The sequence below is a fragment of the Pseudomonas sp. COR18 genome (genome assembly GCF_048568395.1).
Classification (GTDB): Bacteria; Pseudomonadota; Gammaproteobacteria; order Pseudomonadales; family Pseudomonadaceae; genus Aquipseudomonas; species Aquipseudomonas fuscovaginae_B.
Map to the genome: position 1 here is coordinate 4,459,559 of NZ_CP183808.1, position 17,076 is coordinate 4,476,634.

The 17,076-nt window shown below is 62.1% G+C and carries 13 protein-coding genes; 6 read left to right on the forward strand and 7 right to left on the reverse strand.

All coding sequences use genetic code 11. From position 1 onward, the window contains the following. Nucleotides 1-256 precede the first annotated feature (256 nt). Nucleotides 257-802, forward strand: a complete 546-nt coding sequence (locus tag ACM62G_RS20680; RefSeq protein WP_419735430.1) for a histidine phosphatase family protein — start codon at nt 257-259, stop codon at nt 800-802. Between the two features lie 372 nt (nt 803-1,174). Further along, nucleotides 1,175-1,717, forward strand: coding sequence for a cysteine hydrolase family protein (locus ACM62G_RS20685; RefSeq protein WP_416769998.1), 543 nt, complete (start codon nt 1,175-1,177; stop codon nt 1,715-1,717). Between the two features lie 142 nt (nt 1,718-1,859). Here the strand turns inward: ACM62G_RS20685 and ACM62G_RS20690 are convergent, their stop codons facing one another. Together ACM62G_RS20690 and ACM62G_RS20695 are read right to left on the reverse strand one after the other, a co-directional pair. Beyond that, nucleotides 1,860-2,939, reverse strand: a complete 1,080-nt coding sequence (locus tag ACM62G_RS20690; protein ID WP_419735431.1) for a nucleoside hydrolase — start codon at nt 2,937-2,939, stop codon at nt 1,860-1,862. Between the two features lie 119 nt (nt 2,940-3,058). After that, nucleotides 3,059-3,742, reverse strand: coding sequence for a TetR/AcrR family transcriptional regulator (locus ACM62G_RS20695; RefSeq protein WP_273825778.1), 684 nt, complete (start codon nt 3,740-3,742; stop codon nt 3,059-3,061). 410 nt (nt 3,743-4,152) lie between these two features. On the opposite strand from ACM62G_RS20695, the gene ACM62G_RS20700 reads away from it, so the two are divergent. The 4 genes from ACM62G_RS20700 (at nt 4,153) to ACM62G_RS20715 (ending at nt 10,302) form a co-directional block, all read left to right on the forward strand. Beyond that, complete coding sequence (locus ACM62G_RS20700) at nt 4,153-6,204, forward strand: hypothetical protein (RefSeq protein ID WP_273825779.1); 2,052 nt, start codon at nt 4,153-4,155, stop codon at nt 6,202-6,204. 196 nt (nt 6,205-6,400) lie between these two features. Beyond that, a complete protein-coding gene (locus tag ACM62G_RS20705) occupies nt 6,401-6,883 on the forward strand; it encodes a hypothetical protein (protein WP_419735432.1) in 483 nt (160 codons plus the stop codon). Next, nucleotides 6,880-8,646: an autotransporter outer membrane beta-barrel domain-containing protein gene (locus tag ACM62G_RS20710; protein ID WP_419735433.1), complete on the forward strand. Its 1,767-nt coding sequence runs from the start codon at nt 6,880-6,882 to the stop codon at nt 8,644-8,646. Before ACM62G_RS20705 ends, ACM62G_RS20710 begins: the two co-directional genes overlap by 4 nt. Nucleotides 8,647-8,802: 156 nt before the next feature. Beyond that, a complete protein-coding gene (locus tag ACM62G_RS20715) occupies nt 8,803-10,302 on the forward strand; it encodes a hypothetical protein (protein WP_419735434.1) in 1,500 nt (499 codons plus the stop codon). A gap of 18 nt (nt 10,303-10,320) precedes the next feature. On the opposite strand, the gene ACM62G_RS20720 is transcribed toward ACM62G_RS20715, so the two are convergent. From ACM62G_RS20720 to ACM62G_RS20740, 5 genes are all read right to left on the reverse strand, one after another. Further along, entirely contained in the window at nt 10,321-11,409 is a 1,089-nt protein-coding gene (locus ACM62G_RS20720; RefSeq protein ID WP_419735435.1) for a fimbrial protein, read from the reverse strand. After that, on the reverse strand, nt 11,406-13,970 hold the full coding sequence (locus ACM62G_RS20725) for a fimbria/pilus outer membrane usher protein (protein WP_419735436.1): 2,565 nt from the start codon (nt 13,968-13,970) through the stop codon (nt 11,406-11,408). Before ACM62G_RS20725 ends, ACM62G_RS20720 begins: the two co-directional genes overlap by 4 nt. A gap of 32 nt (nt 13,971-14,002) precedes the next feature. Continuing rightward, nucleotides 14,003-14,758 carry a molecular chaperone gene (locus ACM62G_RS20730; protein WP_273825784.1) on the reverse strand — a complete coding sequence of 252 codons (756 nt, stop codon included), beginning with the start codon at nt 14,756-14,758 and terminating at the stop codon, nt 14,003-14,005. A gap of 120 nt (nt 14,759-14,878) precedes the next feature. Continuing rightward, nucleotides 14,879-15,433, reverse strand: a complete 555-nt coding sequence (locus tag ACM62G_RS20735) for a fimbrial protein (RefSeq protein WP_054059252.1) — start codon at nt 15,431-15,433, stop codon at nt 14,879-14,881. Nucleotides 15,434-15,738: 305 nt separating this feature from the next. Then, nucleotides 15,739-16,998, reverse strand: a complete 1,260-nt coding sequence (locus tag ACM62G_RS20740) for an IS256 family transposase (protein ID WP_419735437.1) — start codon at nt 16,996-16,998, stop codon at nt 15,739-15,741. Nucleotides 16,999-17,076: the final 78 nt, after the last annotated feature.

A 17,076-nucleotide genomic window follows, 5' to 3' on the forward strand; every position in this document is an offset into this window, starting at 1 on the left:
AAGGGAGCCGGGATGACCGACTCCTTTTTGTGTGGCAGGTGTCCGATGCTGTGGCGTCGGCCCTCTGAAAATTCTCCCGGGATTGTGCGTCAGGTCTGAGAAACGATCGTGCGTGGAAGGAACTCGCGCTCGGTATCCAGAATGCGATTACAGTGGCGCCGTCGTGCCGGGTTCTCACCGGCTTCTATTCTTACAATAATGACCAGTGCTCGTGCGGCGTGTGCCCGCAGCGGGGCAGAACGGGAGAAATGTCCATATGGCGATCCGGCTCAGCGTTGTCTGCCATGCCCGAACCGAGGCTCAGCGTCTGGGGCGTTTCCCGCTGGACGAGCCGGTCGAGCCCAAGGGACTGGCCAAGGCGGCCGAACTGGCCAGCCGCTTGAAAAAGCCGGTACGCATACTCAGTGCCCCGGAAACCCGCGCCTGGCAGACCGCCGAGGCCCTGGGCAACGAGATCGAGATCGTGCCGGAGCTGGGGGACTACGATTTTGGCGAGTGGCAGGGCCTGAGCCTCAGCGACCTGCAGGAGAACGCCCCCGAGGCACTGGCAGCTTGGGTCAGCCATCCGGAGATGGCCCCGCCGGCGGGCGAGTCGGTGATCGCACTGTGCGCCCGGGTGGCGGCCTGGCTCGACAGTTTCCAGGAGGACGGGCACTTCGTTGTCGTCACCCACCCCTTCGTGATTCGCGCGGCGATTCTCCATGCGTTGCAGGCCGGGCCGGCCTCGTTCAACGCCATTGATATCGAGCCGTTGTCGGTGGTCGACCTGCGTCGCAACGGGCGCTGGCGCTTGCGCTTCTAGGACCGGGTGGTCAGACGGGCCACCAGCGGCCGGCATACATGACTTGGCAGACATCCCGATGAACGAGGCGCAGCCGTCTTCTGTAGAAATGTCCGGATAGCCCCGACTTTCATCCATGGCTTGCACGCTATCGGTAGGCGGTGTGCAAGTTCAAGAGTGGCTGGGGTTGTCATTATCCTCGACGCTGTAGCATGATCGACCCTATGAAGATCGTCTCGCTGCATCTGACTACCACGACCACCGCGACCGCCCAGGGCGGGTGCGAGGTTGCTGTGTGAGTGATTGAAACGCAGTGAACCAGGGCCCCGCCAGCAATGGACGGGGCCTTTTGGTTTCCGGCCCCTGCTGGCATCACCAGGAAGGAGAAACACCATGCAGGTTCACAGTCCCCAGCGCTCGGCGCTGTTGATCATCGATATGCAGGTCGGCCTGTTTCATGGCCCGGACAAGCCATGGGAGGGCGAGCAGGTGCTGGCACGCATCACCACGTTGATCGGGCAGGCGCGCCGGGCCCGGGCACCGATATTCGCTCTGCGGCACACTGGCCCGCAGGGCTCGCCGATCGCGGCAGGGAGTGTGGCGTGGCAAGTCCTGTCGGAGCTGGAGCTGGACCCGGCGTCGGATCATCTGCTCGACAAGACCCGGCCCAGCGGTTTCTTCGAAACCGGTCTGGCCGAGCAACTGGACGATGCCGGGGTGAAGCGGCTGGTCATCGTCGGGATGAAGACCCAGTACTGCGTCGACAGCACCTGCCGGCTGGCCCGGGACCTGGGCTTCGAGGCGGTGCTGGTGGGTGACGCCCATACCTGCATGGACACGCCCGGCTTGTCGGCTCGCGCCATCGTCGAGCATCACAATGCGACCCTGAACGGGGCGTTCGTGCAGGTGATGAAGGCGGCGGATGTGAGTTTCTAGAGAGGGGCGTGCTGCTGCCATCGCCAGCAAGCCGGTTCCCACAACGCATCGCGTCCTGCGCGGACTTTGCGTCTGGCGCAACTCGCTGTGGGCGCCGGCTCTGCTGGCACTGGCACTGGCAGTGCTTCTGGCTACACGATCTTCAAGGTTTCCTGACCGGCGTCGGCAAGGTCACCAGCGATACATAGTAGTTCCAGAACTTCTTCTGGTCGACGGCGAACACCACCCTGGCCTTCTGCGTACCGACCGGTGCACCTTTGCTGTAGCCCAGCGCCCGGCCGTAGTCCGGACCGAAGTGGGTGTCGACGTCGATCCACATCTCGCGTGACTCGGTGACGATGCCTGGCTCGGTCAGGAACAACGCCGGCAGGCTGTCCCAGGTGAAACTGTGGTAGCCCGGGTCCTTGGCGAACTCCGGTCCGAACACGCTCTGGTACAGTTCCGGTACCGCACCCTTGGCGGCGATCACCCGTTGGTAGACCGAAGCGTCGAAGATGACCTTCTCGCAGACATCGTTGGGGAAGATCACGTGTTCGATCGGCGAGCGCAGGACGATCCGCGCCGCTTCCGGGTCGAACCACCAGTTGAACTCGGCGGCCGGCGTAGTGTTGCCGGGAACCTCGATGGCCCCGCCCATGTACACGATGCGCTTGATCAGCGGCACGATATCCGGGGCCTGGCGGATCGCCAGGGCCAGGTTGGTCAGCGGGCCGATGGCCAGCAGCGTCACTTCGTGGGGGTTCTTGCGCACGCTGTCGATGATGAACTGCGGGGCGGTTTCGCTGCGCAGTCGGGTATGGGTCGCCATGCCGTCCGGCGGGGCCACCAGTTGCGCCGCCGAGGTCGGCCGCGGGTTCTTGAACGCCCCGGGCCAGCCGGAGCCGAACAACGCCTGCTCCTGTGGGTAAGTGGCGAAATCATGCAGCAGCGGGTAGGCCGCGCCGGAGTAGACGCCGATCTCCTTTTCCACGCCCATGCGTTCGACGGCCTTCAGCGCGTCGACCTGTGCCTGGTCGACCCAGGCATTGCCGCTGACCAGGGTCATGCCGAGCAGGTCGATTTTCTTCTGCGCATGCAGCTGCGCGAGCATGATGAAGGCCTGGCCGTCGTCGTTGAGCACGTTGAAATCGGTGTCGAGAATGACCTTGTCCGCCGCGTGCAGCGAACCGGTCGACAAGCCGACGGCCAGCGCCAGCGCGCAGCCCTTGAGAAAGCGTTGCATGGTGATTTGCCCCAATGAGTTATTGTTGTATTGCGGTGGCCCAGCATGCCTGGCGATGCGGGGAAACGCCATCGGCAGGTAAGTGTCTACTTAACCAGGGGCACTGTCAGGCCGTTGAGTCAGGGGGCGGTTGCCGGCCGGGTCGCGGGCAAGTCCGCTCCTGCAGGTGAGAGCAGGACCCCGCGCACCACCAGGTCGCTGATGAACGCCAGCCACTCTTGTTGTGTTCGCTTCTGCGCCAGCGGTTCGCCGAGGAACGAGCTCAGGGTGTACTGGTTGGAGTTATAGAAATAACAAAGCGAGGCGATCATCAGGTACACATGCTTGATGTCCAGGTCCTGGCGAAAAAGCCCCTGGGCCTGGCCGGCCTCGATGATCGGGCGCAGCACGCCCACCGCCTCTCCCGACATTCGCCGCAGTTCCCCGGACTGCCGGGCGTGCTTGCCCTGGTGCAGGTTCTCAATGCTCAGGATGGCGACGAATTCGGGATGGCGGACGTAGTAGTTCCAGATGAACGCGACCAGTTCACGCAAGGCTTGCTCGGGCTTGCCGAGCTCCAGGCGCAGTTTGCCTTCGGCCTTGTTGAACTGCTCGTAGATGTGTTCCAGCACGCAGAGGAACAGGCGTTCCTTGCTGCCGAAATAGTAGTAGAGCATGCGGTCGTTGGATTCGGCTTCCTGGGAAATGCTCTCGACCCTTCCGCCGGAATAGCCGTCGCGGGCGAACACCTTCACCGCGGCCTTGAGGATACGGGCGCGGGTCTGGTCGGCTTGCTGGGCGCGGATGCCGGTTTTCCTGGTCACCGTCTGGCGGTCCTTCGGCTGGAGGGCAGGAAGGCGAATATACCACGGCCCCCCGAAGGCGCTGTACACCGTGCTCTCGGCCCGCACACCCCCAGCCGTCCGTTGCCCGCGGATCTACGAGCCGAGCCTGATCATCGTCGCCAGGGCGGCAAGCTGACCCACCTGGCGTTACTTCGAGCGCAGCCCGGAGGGCGGAGCAGGTGCCCTGAGGTCAGAAAGCCACTACCGCTGAAAACCTGTCATTTCTGACAGTATCCAAATCCTTGAGCATGGCGTTAAATCTGTCCAGGCCCCAGTGGCCGGGCGAGTCAAGCCGAAGTGTCCGTGGACTGTCGTCTCGATCGACTGCCGAATCTTATTCCTTTCCCTGGCAGACAGGGTTTGATAGCGAACGAGAGGAGTGCAAGGACATGACAGTCTCCGATATCAAGACGCTTGCGGCCCAGGGGCGGCAGGCGTTTCGTAAGACCCTGGCGGAGCGTCGCACAACGCCTAAAGATCCAGTGCTGCCTGTTCCCGTCGGAGTTATCGATCCTGCGGATGGCACCATCGGCAGGCCGTATAACTATGCGGCATTGAAAGTGAGTATTCAGAGATGGACCAATACTCCAAATCCTGGTGAAGACAATGAGGTGTTTCTATTCTGGGCGCCGGGACGCAACCCATCCGATGGTGTGTATCAACAGGTTGATAGTAGGCTCATCGATGGCAACAATTTGCCAGGTTTTCCTTTGGAAATGAATATCCCGCTTGAAGTTTGGGGGGATACCGAAGGTGCTTTTTCGATCAAGTATGATATTCGTTTAGCCAACGGCATTACGGATCACAGTGGTGTGTTCCCGGCGATCCGCGATACTAAAGCTCCTTACGCCGATTATCCGAGCGGGCCTGAACCACTGAAGTTGATATTGCCGGACACACTCGAAGATGCTGATCTGGATGCGGCGGAGACGACAGGTGTGGAAGCGGAGATTCCCGATTATTCCGACTATCAGCCGAAAGACAAAATAGCCTACTGGTGGGTTACCGAAGTCCCTTCATTCGATCCGAATGATCCAGGCGCTCCGCTTCCCGTTAATATTATTGATGTGCCTGCCGATCGAAAGATTTACTTTCCTGTCGATTATATTCGTGACAAAGGCGATGGCGGTTGCTTTGTCGCTTATTCACTGATCGATAAGGCGGGAAACCGCAGTCCATTGTCTCATCCGACAGAGGTGGGTGTGGCGATTGGGGTGATGCCCAGCAACTTTCAAAATCCGAGCGTCCCTCAGTCCCAACCCAAGGGCTTTGTCAATCAGGACGATGCGCTTGATGGTATCTATGTCGTTATCGAGCAGTTCACCCCCCATAAACCGACCGACAATATCGAGGTGACCTGGGGTCAGAGCAAGTTGACAGCGGAGCCCATCGGTTCATCACCGACATGGCCAAAGCGGATCAAGGTACCCGAGGATGTCCTGATCAAGGAGTACGATTGGAGTAACGGAGGGCGGATACCGACCCCCATCGGCTACCGGTTTCTGCGCGGTACGGTGCCACGTGGACCTTTCACCAGTTCGGTGGATGTGTACTTTTCCGTCCCGGGACCGGGCCCCGATAATCCGATCGATTGGCCCGACCCGGTCAATGCCGATATGACGCCTGGAGAAGTCTTTGGCAAGAGCACACCCGGTCAGCCCAATGTGCTGGTGCGTGCGGATGACGGGGAAGATGCGACGTTCGAGTTCACCTTTTATGACGATACAACGGCCGATGTTGGAAAGGTCATAGAGTTCTATTGGGGCGCTTACCATGTCGAGGAAGCCGATATCCCGCTCAAGGGCAATGAAGGCGGCGAAGACGAAACGGTGACTATACCCTGGAAGTATATCTATGATGAGGGCAACGATCCCAAGGTGCTTGTCCATTATCGGATCAGGGACAAGACATCCGGCAACTGGCAGCGTTCGCCTTATACGGAGGTCAATGTCAATGCCGTGGTCTATCGGCCCGATGCTCCGGAGTTCGAGGGCGTCAACGATTTTGGTTTCCTCGCCTGCCCTGCATTGTACGATCCACCCTATACACCCGGTGGCCCGAATGACCCCGATGATCCGTCTGTGCGCCTGAGAATACCGGATCTGAGCAAGGATCTTGGACCCGGCGATACACTCACATTGAAGTGGGTGGCTTATCAGCATTCGGACCCCACTGACGGCGAAATCGCTGCAGAATACGAGCTACCCGTCACTTTGGGACCGGACTGGCCCGTTACGGGATTTGTTTGGCGTATTGGCTATGACGCTTATGTCAAGCCTATCTATATACCGACGACCAGTCCGGGTGGAAGAGCAAGGGCAACTTACTCCTTTGTGGATAAGACAGGGGAGCTTGTTACTTCGGAATTTGCCGATGTTAAAGTCGGCATGTACGAATCCGATGAGCCCTGCCCAATACCGCCCAGGCAGCCGACGCCCTAGTTGTTTAAATGGCCAGAGTGGATAACCGCTCTGGCTGTTTTTTTTGTATAGGGCTGGCATTTTTAATCGGAAATTTTCCTAACTTTATCAGGAAAATTCCTACATATCAGTAGCTAATGAATCTATAGGCTTTTTCCTCCTTTTGGGTGTGACGATGGTTTAAAAATCAATGAATTTTCAATTTTCAGATGGCGTTATGCCGGTCGGTTCTGTGTTCAACCTCAATCCACTGGTGCGTGCGATCAGTTCGCCGGCCCGTCGTTCTCTATGGCGTCGTTCTTCATGGAGCAAGGCCGCCGCATTGACGTTCATACCGTTGCTGGTGTTCTGCAACGTCGCTCAGGCGCGGGATCTGATCAACGAGAATCTGACCATCGACCACACGACCGCCCCGGACAGCTATCGCCTGGTGGGCACTTCGGTACTCACCGCGACTGGCGCTTCGACCCTCGGCATCAGTGCGGATGTGGGGACCAGCCTTGACCTTGGCGGTACTCAGGTCAGCGGGGGGGCGGCGACCGGCGTTGCCCTGATAGGGGGCGCCACCGCCAGGATCGCCGCCGGCAGCACGGTGACCAGTGATAGAACCGCGCTGATTGTCGGGGAGACGGGGGGAGCGGTTCCACGGCCATCGTCAGTGACAGTGTCCTGGCGGGCGGTACCGCTGGCGCATTGGTGAGTGGGCTCAGCAGCCTGGTGTTGAACAACAGCGTGGTGTCCGGCGCCACCAGCGATGGCGTGCAGGTTTTCGGCGGCACCCTGCAGGCAACCGGCGGTTCGATCACCGGCGGGCGCAACGGACTTCTCCTCGGCGATACCGCAGGCAGCTCCAACGGTTCCCAGGTGACGCTCGATGGCACCCATGTCGAAGGCCTCAGCGGGGCGGCGATCCTGGTCAACAACCCCGGAGGCAACAACGAGTCGACGATCAACGTCCGCAATGGCGCGACGCTGGTGGGCAGTAACGGCCTCCTGCTGCAAGTGATCGACGGTGCCAAGGCGAATCTCGATGTCAGCAACAGCGCTCTGGTCGGTGATGTGGTGGCCGAGGCAGGCAGCACCGCCAATGTCACCCTGCAGAACGCTGCGACCCTGACCGGACGCCTGCAAAACGTCGACACCCTGACGCTCAACAGCCAGGGCAAGTGGATCATGGTCGAGGACGGCGAGCTGAAGAACCTGGCCATGAGCGGCGGCTCGGTGCAGTTCGGCCAGCCGGGCAGCTTCTACACCCTGTCGGTGGAGAACCTCAGCGGCAATGGCAACTTCATCATGCACACCGATTTCGCCACGGGCCGTACCGACTTCCTGGATATCACCGGCACCGCCACCGGCAGCCATACCCTGGAGGTGGCCAGCAGCGGAGCCGACCCGTTGTCCGACAAGCAGATCCATGTGGTGCGTGCCGCCGCCGGCGATGCGTCGTTCTCGCTGCTCAATGGCCGGGTCGACCTCGGGACCTTTTCCTACGACCTGATCAAGGTCGGTGCCAACGATTGGTACCTGGATGCCTCGAGCAAGGTCATCAGCCCCGGCACCGACTCGATCCTCTCGCTGTTCGACGCCTCGCGCACCGCCTGGTATGGCGAGTTGAGCACCCTGCGCAGCCGCATGGGCGAGGTGCGCATGAACAACGGCCAGACCGGTGGCTGGATGCGTGCCTATGGCAACCGTTTCGACGTCTCCGCCGACTCGGGCATGGCCTACAAGCAGACCCAGCATGGCCTGAGCTTCGGTGTCGACACGCCGTTGCCCGCCCTGGGCGATGGCCAGTGGGTGATCGGCCTGCTGGGCGGCTACAGCCGTTCCGACCTGCAGATCAAGCATGGCACCACCGGCGAGGTCGACAGCTACTACATCGGCTCCTATGCCACCTGGCTCGATGCCGACAGCGGCTACTACTTCGACGGTGTGCTCAAGCTCAACCGTTTCCAGAACGCGTCCAGCGTCAGCCTCAGCGATGGCGCCAAGGCCAAGGGCAACTACGCCACCACCGGCGTGGGCACCACCCTGGAGTTCGGCCGGCATATCAAGCTCGACGATGGCTATTTCGTCGAGCCCTATGCCCAGGTCGCGGCCCTGGCGGTACAGGGCAAGTCCTACGCGCTGGACAATGGCATGACGGCCCATGGCGACCATAGTCGTTCGCTGCTGGGCACCCTGGGTTCCACGTTCGGGCGCGATATCGACCTGGGCGACGGGCAGGTCGTGCAGCCCTACCTCAAGGCCGCGGTGGTCAACGAGTTCGTCAAGCGCAACGACGTGCGGGTCAACAACACCACCTTCAACAACGACCTCTCCGCCTCGCGCCTGGCCCTGGGTGGCGGTGCGACGATGAAGGTCAGCGACAAGGTGCAGATGCATGCCGACCTGGACTACAGCCATGGCAATCAGGTCAAGCAGCCGTGGGGCGTGAATCTGGGCGTCGAGTACAAGTGGTAAGGCAGTGCCGGGTCGGCCTGGTGCAAACCACGGCGGGCAAACGACGATCCGCACCTGAGTAGTCGTGCGGCAGGGCGTTCAACAGCTTCACAGGTCAAGGCGCAGGCGGTCAGGTTCACTATACCCGGCTGCCTGTCCGGGGCGAGGAGAGCGATAATGTCGAAGTCCAAGCGTTCGAAAAACCATTCCCCCCTCCAGCAGGTCCAGGAACCGAAGGCTCCGCGGGCTCCGGACACGCTGCCGGACATTCCGGGTGGCGAGGAAAACCTGCTACCGATTTCGGCGCTGACCCGGCCTTTGACGATTATCGTCCCCATGTGGGGTAACTCCGTGCCGACCCCGCAAACCCCGGAGTCGGTCCGACTCAGATGGGACAGTTCGGAATTTGGCTTCCGGCAATGGACGGCTCCGGTCCCGGAGACGGATCTGGTCTTCGAGGCGCCGGTGGAGGGCTTTGGCGAAGGTCAGCATGAAGTCATGTATGAGCTGACCCTGGCCAACGGCGAGAAGTTCGACTCGCAGAAGCTCACGCTGACCATCGATAAAACCAAGCCGCTATTGAACCAGACCGACGAAAAACCGATTTTCCCCGACGAGATCCGCCTCAATGGCGTGACCGCCGCCTACCTGGCGCGTCCGGAAAACCACGATGAGGTCAAGGCGATCATCCCCCCTTACGATGGGCTTGCGGGTGGGCCCAGACCGGGCGATGTCATCACCTGGTACCTGAATGAAAGAACCGGAACGGGCGAGCCGGATCAACTGAGGGTCGATCAGTTGACCGTGCCTGATCCGGTCCCTGCCGTACTGGAAGCGGTGTATCCGGGACGGGCGTTTCGCGATTTCGGTGACCGCGAAGGTTATGCGCGCTATCGGGTCGAGGACCGCGCGGGCAATCGCAGTGAGTTGTCGGCGCGGGTCGATCTGGATATCAAGGCGGCGCCAATACCCCGTGACCTGAGCTACCCCCGAGTGAAGGAAGCCACGGGCAGTCCCCAGGCCAGTCAACTGAACCCCAACCCCGCCGACGTCGTGCTGAATGGCGCCATCGTGATCATCCCGCAAAATGCGCTGATCTCGGAGGATGAAACCGCGGCGGTGCTGTTTGGCGAACCGGGTTCCTTCGGTTTCTATCAGGCGGACACGCCGACCACCGTCGGCGGTCGCGAATACCGTATTCCAAGGGAATACATCGCGCGTAATCTGAAAAAGACCATTCCCGTCTCCTTTGCCGTCAGCGTGCCCAGCCGTCCCGATCCGCTGCCCTCCGCCGTCCATCAACTGAGCATTTCCAGCCTGACCGACCTGCCGATGATCCAGTGCGACAAGGTCACGAACGACCGGCTGCCGCTTTCGAGCATTGTCGACGGGGGCGTGGCGACCTTTACCCTGGGCAGTTGGAAGTACATGTCGACCTCACAGTTCCTGCGGGTGAGGGTCATAGGGCTGCTCGCCAGCGGCGGGCAGGAAACCATCACGGTACTGGAGGCCGCTTCAGTCCCTGCGTCCGGGACGGTGCCGGCGGGCACCATCTCGAAAGCTACACTGCAGCGTTTCAAGATGGGTGAAATGCTCGAGATCCGCCCGTACGTCAGCTTCGACAACAAGGCGACCTGGTATGACTTTCCCTATCCGACTCCGACGCTGACCGCCTGACACGCCCGATACCTGTTTCTAGCGGTAGGTGATGGTGAAATTCAGCGCTCCCCTGGCATTGCCGGGCTCCACCCGAGCCTCGGTCTGGTAGAAGCGGGCCATGAAGTCCAGCACCGTCGTGCCGGGCCTGATCGGCGTCATGGGCACCTCGGTGCCCAGGGCCACCGGGGTCACGCCATCGCCGCGCAGGACCTGGATGCCGAACCCCGAGGCGCTGGAGTCGCTGGTCAGGCTGAAAATCCCGCGGTCTTCGTCGATCGGTTGCGAGCCGCGAACGCCATCGAGCCTGATGGTCGCCATGGCGACGTTCTCGTCTTCGGGGTCGGCCTCGCAACCGGTGAGCGTGATGGAGAACGACACCGCCGGGGTGCCAAAGCCCGGGCCGGTGAAGTCGGCCGCGTCCCACTCACCCAGCCGTACCGGGTCGGCGCTCACCGGGTTGCCGGTGGTGCCGCACTGAGCCTGGATCACCGTGCCCTGGGCGGCGAAACTGAAGCCTTTGCCCACTCCGCTGAACTGGCCACTGAACAGTTCGCCGCCATCCAGCGAATGGGGACCGGCGGGAATCGGGCCGGTCTTGATCAGGGTGACCCAGGCCCGCAGGCTCTGCAGGGAAAAGGCGAAGTGGCCGGTGGGTTGGTCCTGATAGGCGTCGAACGGCGCCACCGGACGGCCGTCCACCGGGATGAAGGTGTTCAGGCCGCTGCCGTCGAAGGGGAATCCCAATTTGATAAAGGCCCCGACGCCCGGAATATTGGTATTGAATACCTTGCCGTTCAGATCCTCGCCATTGACCGGCGGCAAGTCGCCCGGGAACAGCGCGACACTGGGCCGTGCCTGGAAATTCAGCACCACGCCGTGGGTTTCGATCCGGCACCCCAACTGCGAGCTGCCGCCGCTGCTGAAGGTGTGCCGGGCAAAGGTGCCGATGACACTGCCCTGCGGTGCATTCAGGGGAACGTAGAGGGTACCCAGTTGCGCCTGGAAGGCCAGAGGCCCGCTACCGATCTCCCAGTAGCAGCTGTCGTTGCCGGCGAAGGCCGCCCCGGCCTGGCCGCCGGCCGCTAGCAGCAGGGCGGCCAGCAGTTTTCGTATCGATCGGTTCATGTCGTTTCCTGCGTTGAAGGGGCGGTGGGTTCCGAGGTCTGGCACGTCAGTGTCTGCACGTAGTAGCCCTGGGTCTGTTCCAGCTGTTGCGGGTCGAGCCACAGTGGGCAGCCCTGGCCGTTATCCTCGCCCCAGCGTACTTCCAGGCGCTGAGCCTGGGGGTCGATGGAGAGCAGCACCTGGCCGGCCTGGCCGACCGTGCCGAGTGGATTGCCGTGGGCATCGCTGACCTGGGCGCCGAACGGCAGCGGCTTGCCCTGGGCGGTCAGGGCGGTGATCAACAGGCGGTTGACCGTGCGCGCCGCGAACCGGGTCTTGACCACCGCGCCCCGGCGCGGCACCACCTGGGCCGTGCCGTTGTCGATCTCGACCTCCGGGCCCAACTGGTCGGTCTGCAGACTCAGGGTGTTGGCGCGATAGGGGCGCAGATAAGGCACCAGGGCAAAGCCACGATCATTGGTGATCACCCCGGCGGCGTTCTGCACGCCGATGCCGGCGATATCCGGCACCTCGACCAGGGCCGCGGTCTCACCCAGATAGGGCCCCATTTCCAGGCCGTCGGCATGCAGCAACAGCGCGCCGCTGGCATTGAGCGAGGCGTTGCGGTAATTGCTGCCCTGGGTCAGGCCGGCACCGATGTTGCCCGAGGCGCCCTGATAGCCCAGCGACAGCGCGGTGCTGTATCGGTCATGGGCATCGCGGCTGACGCTGGTGCGGTAACTGATCCGGTTGTCGTCGGCCTGACCGCTCAGGCTGCTGCGTTGGCTGGAGCGGCCGGCGCTGTTCTGCAGGTCGAACGAGAGCATGCTCGACGAGCCGAAATCCAGTGGCAGCGACACGCTCAGACCGAACTGGCGTTGCTCGCCCACCCGGGTATTGGGCCTTTCGCTCAGCGATTGTTGTGCGAAGACGCTATAGGAAACGCCACGATGGTGGGTGTTGAAGCCGAATTGAAACTGGCGCTGGGTGTAGTGGGTCTGCCAGTAATCCTGGTGCGACACGGTCAGGTTGAGGGAACTCTGCCGGCCGACCTTCTGGTAGACACTGGCCTCCAGGCGGCTGCGCCGGCTGCCGATGAAGCGGGTATCGCGTTCGCGTTCGCGCACGGCCTCCTCGAAGTCGCGGTAGCCGGCGGTGGAATAGCGATAGCCGGCGAAGCGCAGGTTGGTGCCGGTCTGGAACGATTTGCCGTATTTCATCGCATAGCTCAACCCCTGCACCTTGCCTGTCGCCGGGGCGTCGATGGTCGCGCTGGAGTGGGTCAGGTCCAGCGCCAGGGCGCCGAACGAGCCCAGGTCACGGGCCACGCCCAGGTTGCCGGCGCGATAGAAATCGCTGCCCATCAGGCCGCCGTAGAGGGTCGAGCTCCAGCCGGTGCCGACGGCCAGGGTGCCTTGCCAGAGTGGCGCGTCCGAGTCGAAGCCGATGGCGTTGTGGCGCCCGATGGCTGTGCTGTAGCGCCAGACCCCTTCGCGCAGCAGATTGGACAAGGTGGAATAGGACTGGGTGAAACGCTGGACCTGGCCGTCGGCCTCGGTCAGCACGATCTCCAGTTCGCCACTGCTGGCCACGGTGCTGAGGTCATCGATTTCATAGGGGCCGGGGCTGACGAAGGTGGAGTAGATCGGGTAGCCGTTCTGCAGGATCTCGAGCTTGGCGCGGCTCTGGGCGGTGCCGCGAATGATCGGCGCGTAGCTTTGCAGGGTGTCCGGCAGCATATCCTGGTCGGAGGCGATGATGGCCCCGCGAAACGCCAGGCTCTTGAAAATATCGCCACTGGTGAAGGTGTCGCCCAGGGTCAGGTTCGCATTCAGGCCGGGCAGGTCGCGCTGGGCATAGCTGTAGGCGCTGTTCCATTCCCGCCGCCCCTGGTCGTCCAGGCGCAGCGAACGATTGCCGCGCAGACGCCAGGCGCCGAGGTTCACGCCGCCGTTGAGGTAGAGGTCGTCGCTGTGGCTGGAGCCCCCCAGGCGGTGCCGGCTCTGCTGGGTCGAGAGCTGATAGTTGACGAAGGCGGCATTGATACCGGTCTCCCAGTGCTCCGGCGCGATATAGCCGATGACGTCGCGGCGCATGGCGATCTGTGGAACGGAGATTTCCAGGCGCAACTGGCTGCCCTCGAAGTGGCTGTCGGCGCCGGGAATGACCCGGGCCAGCTCGACGCAGCCGCCTGGTGCAGGCGCGGTTTCGGCCAGGCTGTCGAGTTTTACGCCCAGTGTGCCGAGCAACTCGGCGGACAGGCAGGGCAGCAGGCGGTTGCCCTTGGGGTCCAGGCTGAAGTCCAGTTCCCGGCTGCCGGCGGGGCGCTGGTTGATCAGCAACTCGACCCGGTAGCGTCCCGGTCCCAGGTCGTTCTGCTGGCCCAGCGCCTTGAGTGCCTGGCTGCCGGCCTCGTGGGCATATCCCGGGTGCTGGTGCAGAAAACCGGATTGGAACTCGATGGGCGGTTCCGCCAGCGCGCATTGGCTGGCCAACCACAGGGCACTACCGCCGGTCACGGGCAGCAGGTAACGCAGACGCCGGCGCCAGACTGGCCGCCGATCTCGGAAGAATGGAGTCATGATGGCTTTCACGCAGGGCAGGAGGGCATGCCTCAGGGGGTCGATTGCACGGGCGCATGCAAGGGCGCGCTGACGGCCCCGTAGTCATTGATGGCGTTGAAGCTGACGCGCAGGCCGGATGCCGGTCTCACCGTATCCAGGGCGAAGTGCTGTTGCTTGAGCGGCTCGACCATGGCCGGATTGTTCAGGGTTTCCACTTGGCCGTTGCCGCTCAACTCGATGCGGTTGAACGACACGTGAAAGGGCGTCGGGTTATGCACCAGCAGGTGCGGTTTGCCATTGATGGGTCGGACCGACCACTGCAGGTCCTTGAGGCGGCTACCGGGTTTTTCCTTGAGCTGCACGGGCCGGTAGAACAGCTTGATCCGGGTGCGAAGGGCGATGTTCAGCACATTGCCTTGCACGCCGCTGGCCTGGGGGATTTCCTGGACGTTGAAGTAGAACAGCGACTCGCGATCGGTCGGCAGGTTGTTGGGCAGGCCATTGATCTGAACCTGCTGCTCCTTGCCGGGGTTGAGCCGGAACAACGGTGGCGACGGCATGAAGGGCACGGCGGTGGTGGTGTCGTCTGCGGCGGTGTTGACCCAGGTCTGCACCGCGTAGGGGCTTTGGCTGGGGTTGTTGATAATCAGCGAGACGTTGCGTTTGTCGCTGTCGAACACCACGCGCGTGGCGTTCAGGCTCAGGGCGGCCTGGCTGGACGGGATGTGCGAGGCCAGCAGCAACAGGGCCGTGCCGGCGCCGGCGGCAAGACGCCAGGACGCCACCTGGGGAATGAAACCGAGCATGGATCAGTACCTCTGGAACAGGCGCGAGGTTCGCGCCTGAAATACAGCGTGGAGTGCCCTGGCTTGATCGAGGTTCAGGCGCGGCTGGCCGTCGCCGCCAGGGAACGCGGTAATGGCCGGTCAGTTGACGGCGACGACGAACAGCACGTCGGCCGAGGCGCTGCCGGGCAGCACGCTGCTGCCGGCCGGGGCGGTACGGCGGTAGTAGGCGTTGAACAGCATGTCGGTCGGGCCGCTGGCGTTCAGGTCGTATTCGGCGGAGGTGCCGCCGGGGGCGACCGAGCTGCCGGTCTTGTCGCGGATCACGATGGCCACACCCTTGGCCACGCTCGGATCCTGATCGGAGCCCACGGAGAAGTAGTTGCCGCTGGGGTCGGCGGTGCCGTTGAAGGTCACTTCCGCCGCGGTACCGCCACAGGCGGAGGCGTCCCCGACGCGCAGGGCGAAGGACTTGCCACGGTATTCCTGGCCGGGGGCGGTGAAGCGGCCGGCGTCGACGCTGCCCATCTTGACCTGGTTGCTGATGGAGCCGTCCTCGGGGTTGACCACTTCGATCGGGCAGGTGCTGCTGGTGATCTTGCCTTCGAAATTGATGGTGCCGGTGTTGGCGAAAGCCTGGGTGCCCGCCAGGCTGGCGGCCAGGCCGAGGGAGAGGGCGATCAAGGGTGTTTTCATCGATGCTGATCCTGTTGCTGCGCAGTGCCCGGCGTTTTTGGGGGTAAGGCGAGACTCCCGGGGTGCACTGCGATACTGAGAGGCCGGTGTTGTAGGGAAGTGTCTCGGGGCGGGAGTCTAGGGAGGGGGGGGGGCGGGGGATATGAGAGAGTTCTCAATGTGGGGGAGAGGGAAGTCTATAGCGGGGCGTGGGGGAGCGTGTCAGGCATAACATGGGTGGCTGTTGTGCCTGACATTGGACCTTTGGGGACTGTCAGATTTTTTGTGTGCGGGCGGTTACCGCCCGTCACCTGACGGACATGAAATTACCAGGTCGGCCTGGTGAAACGATCCCCGTAAAGGATCGCAAATTGATTCATTGCACCTTTCCAATCATTCGCAGCTCGCCCCCAGTCTGCGGTGATGTTTCGCAGCACCAGCCAGATCAGCTTGGTCGCCGCGTCGTCGTTCGGGAAGTGCCCGCGCGTTTTGATGATCTTACGCAACTGGGCATTGATGCTTTCGATGGCATTGGTGGTGTAGATCACCTTGCGTATGGCCTGTGGAAACACGAAGAACGGTATCACGCGATCCCACGCCCGCCGCCACGAAGCAACTACCGTCGGATACTGCTTGCCCCAAGGGCCCGTCTCGAAGTCGTTCAAGGCTTGCTCTGCCGCGACTGCGTTCAGAGCCTGATAGATCGGTTTCAGTGCCTTAGCCAAGCCCTTGCGCTTGTCCCATGAGGCGAAGTCCAGGCTGTTGCGGATCAGGTGAACGAGGCAGGTTTGCAAGGTGGCCTCAGGGTAAACAGCCGCCAGTGCTTCTGGCATGCCTTTGAGCCCATCAGTGACCGCAATCAGTACATCCTCGACGCCTCGGTTGCGCAGATCGTTGAACACCTTCAACCAGAACTTGGCGCCTTCGGTGTTCTCGATCCAGATGCCCAGGATATCCCGAGTGCCGTCGGGTAAAACGCCCAGTGCGAGGTAGATCGCCTTGTTGCGTACCATGCCTTCATCGCGGATCTTGACACGTAAGGCATCGAAGAAAATCACCGGATACATCGGTTCCAGAGGCCGCTGCTGCCACGCAACCACTTCCTCCATCACGGCGTCAGTCACTGAGCTGATGAAGTCGTGGGAAACGTCCGTGCCGTATTGTTCGCGAAGGAAGGCGCTGATCTCCCGCACCGTCATGCCACGCGCGTACATCGCAATGATCTTGTCATCGAAACCGGTAAAACGACGCTCATGCTTGGGAATCAGGATCGGAGAGAAACTGCCGTCGCGATCACGCGGGATGTCCAATTTAAGCGGGCCGTCGTCGGTCAGAACCGTCTTGCCGCTGGTGCCGTTGCGCTGATTCCCGGTGCCCTCGGGGCGCTCTGCGCCCGGCGGGTAGCCCAGGTGCTGGCCGAGCTCCGCACCCAGTGCGCGCTCGACCAACGCCTTTTTGAAGGCCATCGAGATGTCTTGAATCGCCTCGGCTGTCATTGGGCCTTTGACGAACTGCTCGACCAGCTCCTTGGGAATGGATGGTAGGTCTTTTTTGGCCTTGCTGGCCGGGGTCTTTTTGCTTGGCATGTCATGCACCTTAAACGCATGTGATGCCCGAACACAAAATTACTGACAGTCCCGACCTTTGTCTTGTTTTTCGGAAAA